This is a genomic window from Streptomyces sp. SID3343, assembly GCF_009865215.1.
GTDB lineage: Bacteria > Actinomycetota > Actinomycetes > Streptomycetales > Streptomycetaceae > Embleya.
Genome location: NZ_WWJX01001428.1, coordinates 1 through 6,302 on the forward strand (window position 1 = coordinate 1; position 6,302 = coordinate 6,302).

Consider the following 6,302-nt stretch of genomic DNA (forward strand, 5'->3'; position numbering starts at 1 on the left):
CGGCGACGGTGGGCCCGGACCGCGATCCGCTCGAACACGCTCGGGCGGCGGGTGGGTTCGATCGACGACCGGTTGGCGGGGGCGGGTGGCGGGTACGAAACCGGGGCCTCGGACATGGTTTTCCTCGATCCGGAGGAGGGGCTTGGGGACGTGGTGTCGCTTGTCCACAAGCCTCTCGTCGAGACCACCGCCGAGCCTCCTGCGCAGGCACGGTACGGGCGGACGCCCCCGGTGGGCCCGCCGTGCGGGCGAATACCCCCACGGTTGTGCCCGGCGTACCTCCCCAGTTGCGGGTCGCCCCCGATCAGCGCCGCCCGCCGGGCGTCACCATCCCCGACTCGTAGGCCAGTACCACCAGTTGCGCCCGGTCGCGGACCCCGGTCTTGGTCAGGATCCGGCTCACGTGGGTCTTGGCCGTCGCGGGGCTCAGCCCGAGCCGCACCGCGATCTCGTCGTTGGACAGGCCGGCCGCGACGAGCCCCATCACCTCGCGCTCGCGTTCCGTCAACGTCTCGACCCGCGCGTCCGGTTCGGGCGGCGCGGCCCGGCCGGCGAACTCGGCGATCAGCCGGCGGGTGACCGTCGGCGAGATCAACGCGTCGCCGCGCGCGACCACCCGCACCCCGTGGATCAACTCGACCGGCTCGGTGTCCTTGACCAGGAAGCCGCTCGCGCCCGCGCGCAACGCGCCGTACACGTAGTCGTCCAGGTCGAACGTGGTCAGGATGACGACCCGTACGCCGGCGAGACGTTCGTCGGCGACGATCCGCCGGGTCGCCTCCAGGCCGTCCAGGCGCGGCATCCGGATGTCCATCAACACCACGTCGGGTCGCAGTTCGTCGGCCAGTGCGGCGGCCTGCTCGCCGTCGGCCGCCTCCCCGACCACCTCGATGTCGTCCTCGTTGTCCAGGACCCAGCGCAGGCCCGCGCGCACGAGGGTCTGGTCGTCGGCGAGCAGCACCCGGATCACTCGGCACCGTCCCGACGCCGCGGCAGCGACGCGCTGACCCGGTAGCCACCGCCGGGGCGCGGGCCCGCGGCGAACTCGCCGCCCAAGGCCCGCGCGCGCTCACCCATGCCGGCGACGCCGCTGCCGCTCCCGGTCCCGCTCGTGTCCGCGCTCATGCCCGTGCCCTCACTGTCGGTGTCACCGTTGCCGTCATGGGAACGCGCCGAGCCGGCTCGTCCCTCGTCGTCGACCCGCACCCGTACCCGCCCGTCCTCGAATTCGATTCGCACCACGGCCGCCCGCGCACCCGAGTGCCGGGTCACGTTGGTCAGCGCCTCCTGCACGATCCGATACGCGGCCAGATCCACCGCCGGCGGCAAAGGTCGCATCCCGTGCGGGAGTTCCAGGCTCACGTCGATGCCCGTCCGACGCATGTGCCCGATCAGCTCGTCCAGTCCGGCCAGGCTCGGCGCGGGGGCCGTCGGCGCCTCCTCGTCGACCTGGCGCAACACACCCAACGTCTCGCGCAGTTCGCGCAGCGCGTCCCGGCTGGTCCGCTTGATCGCGTCGAGCGACTGCTCGGCCCGCTCGGGGGCACGTGCGAAGCCGTGCAGCGCGGCTGCGGACTGCACGTTGATCAGCGACAGGTGGTGGCCGAGTACGTCGTGCAACTCACGGGCGATCCGCAGCCGTTCCTCGACCGCGCGTTGCCGGGCCTCGGCCTCCAGGGTGCGCTGCGTCTCCTCCGCGCGTCGGTGCGCCTCGGCCAGGAACGCGTGTCGGTTGTACACCATCCCGCCCATCGCGACCACCGCGACGATGCAGCCGAACAACAAGAACAGCGCGGCGTCGGCGAGATGGTTCTCGTCGCTGCCGATCTCCGAGACACCGAGCACGGTCGCGAATCCGGCGGCGGTGAGCGTCGCGAGCAACAGATGCCCGCCGGCGGCCGCGCTGTACAGCGCCACCGCGAAGGTCACGAACATCGGCCCGTCGGCCAGCACCAGCGGGTAGTACACCATCGTCGCCACCACGGTCAGCAGCAGCACCGTGACGGGGTGGTCACGGCGGACGAACAAGGCCGCGCACGCGGCGACGACGGGCGTCAGGCCCGGTACGTCGACGGCGTCCAACGTCACCATGTCCGCGAGCGTGAACGCGATCACGAGCCCACCGAGGAGCGCGGTGAACACCGTGTCCAGCGCGGTGCCACGCGGCATCCACGCGGGTATTCGAGGGAGGCTGCCCATGATCGGCAGCATAGGGGTCGGTCGATGCGCGGGCACGGGCCCACGACGGGACCGATCCTCGCCACCGAACCGCCCCCGGGCGCGAGCCCGCCGCGTCACTCCCGATCGGGTGCCACGGGCACGGTCTCGTCCTTGTTCCTGGTCCCCGGTCCCTTGGTCCCCGGCTCGTCCATCCCCAGTTCCGCCGTCGAGGCGACCGGCCGCAACACGTCGAGCAGACCGCCCAACCGCAGGATCCGGCGCGGCCACGCACCCGCGCACACGACGTGGAAGGTCCCGCCCTGCGCGAGCACTCGAACTCGGGTACGGCTGAGCAGATGCAGGGCGGCGCAGTCGAGGAAGGTCACCCGCAACAGGTCGACCACGACGGCGTCGCCCACCCGCAGCGGGAACCGCCGCAGTACCGTCTCGGCCTCGCACACGGTGGCGCAGTCCAACTCGCCCGCGAGCTCGACCACATGCCAGCGGCCGCGCACGTGTACACGGCCGGCGATCGCAACGTTCGTCATGGTGATCCGCCCCTCGGTAGTGCCGCGTCGGCCGGCGCCGGGGGAGTCCCGCCCCGAGCCTCCTGCGGCCGGGGACTCGGGCAGCGATGCCACGTTACGCACGATGCGGCCGATTCACGCGAACTCGCGAATCACGAGGACCGATATGAGTGAAGACCGGCGGTAACCGTCCCGGGCCGCCCTCGTTGATGAGACGATTGTCGGTCTGTCGCATCGACCGCGTTCGGCGAGTCGCCTCCTCGCCTCGTGCCCGGTCGCGTAGGTCCGACAGATCCTCGCGGCAACTGCTCGCCGTGTTCGGTGGGCCGGCCGCCACGTGAGCGATCGACCCGACCGGCCCGGCGGCAGGGCCACGAGGACACGGCGGACGCCTCGGTCAGTGGGCCTCGGCGCGCGGGGAGTGGACGTGTTCTTCCCAGGGTTGGCGGGGCGGGCCGGCGTGTACGGCCTCGTCGATCTCGAGGAGGGATTCGCTGTGTCGTTCGGCCTCGAAGGCCGCGGCACCGCCGCGGACGCCGAACAGGCGCTTGGCGACGATGATGTAGACCACCGCGAGGATGTTCAGGGCGAGGGTGCAGACCTTGATCCAGCTGACGTGCTCGCGCATCTCGTAGCCCTCCAGCGGCAGGAACGCCGCAGTGGCCACCACCGTGAGGTATTCGGCCCAGCGCTTGAGCAGCCACAGCCCGACCGCCTCGACGATCTCGATCACGGCGTAGACGACCATCGCGATCGCGACCCACATCAGTGTCGAATGCTTGTAGTCGAAGGTCTTGCGGATCGTGTCGACGATCGGCGAGTGGTCCAGGTCGTAGTGGAAGTGCTCGGCCACCGGCTTGAAGACCGTCAGATCGTCCTCGAACAGCCGGCGCACCGAATCCTGCGAGTTGCTGAACCGCCACACCGCGTAGGCAGCGAGCAGGATGAGCACTCCACGCGCGGCCCGCTCGACGGCCAGGAAGCGCAGGATCAACACGTCGCGCAGCGCGCGTCCGCGCATCACCACGGGGGCCTCGTCGGCCGGCCCGCCGCCCTTGACCTCCCCCAGCACGTAGTCGCCGCAGCGCAGACAGCGCCATGCCTCGCCGACCGGGGTCCGCGCGTGCAGCCGCTCGCGCAATGCCGGTTCGTCGGGCGCGTACGTCTCGTGCCCGCGTCGAGCGCAGGTCCGTCTGTTCCAGTCCACGCCGTGAAGGTACGGGCCACAGACCACGACTCGTCCCGGATTGGGCCGGGTTCCCGCCAAGGAATGGTCATCGAAGAGTGAAATGACTCCGAGACGTCCGAGCCGGTCCGGTCAGCGGGTCGCGCCGCCGCCGAGGACGATGTCCAGACTCGCCGCCCACTGGCGAACCACCGGCCGGCGCCGGGCCGGATCGGCGTCGAGCAGGTCGCTGATGCCGAGCCCGCGGGCCAACTCCAAGGTGGCCAGGACGGCTTCGTGCGCGCCGGGCAGGGACAGGTCGGCGCGCAGCAGTTCGACCGTCATCTCGTAGGTCGCGTGGGTGATCCGTTCGTCCAGCGGCAGCACTTTGGCCCGCAGCTCGACGTTGTCGGCGGCGGCCACCCACAGTTGGAGCGCGGCCCGGTACAGCGGCCCTCGAAACGTCGCGATGATCGCCTCGATCACCGCCTCCGTGCGGCCGGGACCCTCGGGGATCAACGCCTGATCCAGTCGGGCGCGGGCCAACCGGTCGCCGGCCATGTAGTCGATCGCCGCGGTGAACAGGTCCTCGCGGGTGGGGAAGTGGTGCTGTACGGCGCCGCGCGAGAGGCCGACCCGGCCCGCCACCACGGTGACCGTGCCGCCCTGCCAGCCGAGTTCGGCCAGCACCTGCACAGCGGTATCGAGCAACCGAACCCGGGTGGCACGGCTTCGACCCTGTCGCGGTTCCCGAACGGCGGCCCTCGTCACGAGATCAGCGTAGCGAGTGTGCGAGTGGATCTTTGCCACGAAGGCGTATGCCGAACGGCTGATTGACACCGCGAGATCGTGCCCGTGCCGATCGACGGCGGAGAGCACGGTGTGGACGAGACGGCCGCCCCGCCACCACCGAGGAGGGCCCGGCCGGGCTCAAGCCCGCGTTCGTCGACGCGGGGATGAGCGCGCGCTTTCCCGAGATCGACTGGCGGATCACGCCCGGCGACTCCTCGCCGCTCACCGACGGCGCGTCGGCCGCGCTGATCATGCATGGCCAACGCCATGATCATCGAACGCCTCGAACGCCTCGAACGCCTCCGACGGCGAGGTCAGTTCGCGCGTGGGCGGTAGCCGACCGTGGACAAGGAGATGTCGACGTAGCGACCGGCGATGTCCCGGGGACTCAGCGGGCCGGTGGAGCGATACCAGTTCGCCACCGCCTGGCAGCACGTCAGCACCGCGCGGCCGGCGTCCACCGGAAAGGGTGTGGTGAAGTCGCCCAGCGCCACGCCGTCACGAACGACCCGGTGCATCAGGGCTTCGAGGTCGTCGCGCATCGCGACGTAGCGGGCCCGGTTTCCCGGTTCGAGGCTGCGCATCTCGGTGTCGAGGAAGGCCAGCGGCGCGCGGTTGGCCATGTACAACACTATGCACTCGACGAGGGCCGCGAAGCGTGCGGCCGGGGCGTCGTCGGCCTCCCGCAGCGCGCTGCGGCAGCGGCCGAGGGCCGCGCTCATCGAGCCGAGCAGCAACTCGACCAACAGCGCCTGCTTGTTCTCGTAGTGGTAGTACAGCGCCGGAACCGTCACGCCCACCCGACGGGCGATGTCGCGGACCGTGGTGCCGTGGTAGCCGTGCTCGTCGAACGCGGCGAGCGACGCGGCCAGGATCGGCGGGAGCAGCAGCGGCTCGTAGGCGCGCCAGTCGGTGTGGCCTTCGCCGCGCAGGTCAGCCGCGATGGGCTCGGCCATGGTTCCACCTTCCGGGTCGCGGTCGGGAAGGGTCGCGGCCGATCCGCAGGTGTGCGCCGTCGTGCCGGTGACGTGTCGGTCGTCGCCGATCCGGTACCGATCCTAACGATCGCTCGCTCGAAGGCAGGAGGCGACGACCACAACGCTCACGCGGTCCGGGGCGCCGGCTGGGCTAGCCGCCGATCGCCTGGAGCTCCTTGACCAGTTCGCCGAAGCCCAGGTCCAGTTTCCCCAGCACCCGAAGCAGCGCGGGCGGCGGGTCGCCGATCTGGCGGTTGAGCGGGCCCACTCGCCCCGGCACGCTCGCCAGGTCGCCGCCGCGAAAGCGTGACTCCGGGTCGGCCGGCGGCCGGATCTGGTAGCTGCGCCAGTTGCGCGCGGGCCAGTTCAACAGGGTCAGGTCGGGTGCGGCCCAGGCCATGAAGGCCCAACGTCGCTCGTTGCCGGCCTGGATCAGCACCGGCTCGCCGTATTGCGCGAGACGGGTCGCGGCCACGGCCGCGATCGGGACCGGGTTGCCGAACGAGCCGGTGATCCGCCACAGGCCGTCCTCGTGGCTCGCGAGCCAACCGGCGGCCGCGAACTCCTCGATCGCGTCGGCGTACGGGTCGTCCTCGCGGATCGCCGGGACGATCGGCGCGATGTCGTGGTGCGCGGGCTCGACGCGCGCCTGTTCGACCCGAGGCTGCTCGGCGCGCGGTT

The 6,302-nt window shown here is 71.3% G+C and carries 6 protein-coding genes and 1 pseudogene; all 7 read right to left on the reverse strand.

The features are described from left to right. Positions 1–304: 304 nt before the first annotated feature. Positions 305–970: a response regulator transcription factor gene (locus GT354_RS45625; RefSeq protein WP_161363360.1), complete on the reverse strand. Its 666-nt coding sequence runs from the start codon at positions 968–970 to the stop codon at positions 305–307. Further along, complete coding sequence (locus GT354_RS45630; protein ID WP_237536110.1) at positions 967–2,199, reverse strand: sensor histidine kinase; 1,233 nt, start codon at positions 2,197–2,199, stop codon at positions 967–969. Before GT354_RS45630 ends, GT354_RS45625 begins: the two co-directional genes overlap by 4 nt. 95 nt (positions 2,200–2,294) lie before the next feature. Continuing rightward, positions 2,295–2,708 (reverse strand): STAS domain-containing protein, encoded by a 414-nt coding sequence (locus tag GT354_RS45635; protein ID WP_161363365.1) that lies wholly within the window; start codon positions 2,706–2,708, stop codon positions 2,295–2,297. Positions 2,709–3,084: 376 nt separating this feature from the next. Continuing rightward, a complete protein-coding gene (locus tag GT354_RS45640) occupies positions 3,085–3,894 on the reverse strand; it encodes a DUF2127 domain-containing protein (RefSeq protein ID WP_161363366.1) in 810 nt (269 codons plus the stop codon). A 111-nt stretch (positions 3,895–4,005) separates the two neighbouring features. Continuing rightward, positions 4,006–4,662 carry a TetR/AcrR family transcriptional regulator gene (locus GT354_RS45645; RefSeq protein ID WP_346012477.1) on the reverse strand — a complete coding sequence of 219 codons (657 nt, stop codon included), beginning with the start codon at positions 4,660–4,662 and terminating at the stop codon, positions 4,006–4,008. 296 nt (positions 4,663–4,958) lie between these two features. Further along, complete coding sequence (locus GT354_RS45650; protein ID WP_161363370.1) at positions 4,959–5,600, reverse strand: TetR/AcrR family transcriptional regulator; 642 nt, start codon at positions 5,598–5,600, stop codon at positions 4,959–4,961. A gap of 172 nt (positions 5,601–5,772) precedes the next feature. Next, positions 5,773–6,302, reverse strand: a pseudogene (locus GT354_RS45655) (hypothetical protein); the annotation flags it as partial.

Bases quoted from the DNA above. Each gene is read 5' to 3' on its own strand.
- GT354_RS45630 (WP_237536110.1), bottom strand. From the start codon at position 2,199: ATGGGCAGCCTCCCTCGAATACCCGCGTGGATGCCGCGTGGCACCGCG.
- GT354_RS45635 (WP_161363365.1), bottom strand. From the start codon at position 2,708: ATGACGAACGTTGCGATCGCCGGCCGTGTACACGTGCGCGGCCGCTGG.
- GT354_RS45650 (WP_161363370.1), bottom strand. From the start codon at position 5,600: ATGGCCGAGCCCATCGCGGCTGACCTGCGCGGCGAAGGCCACACCGAC.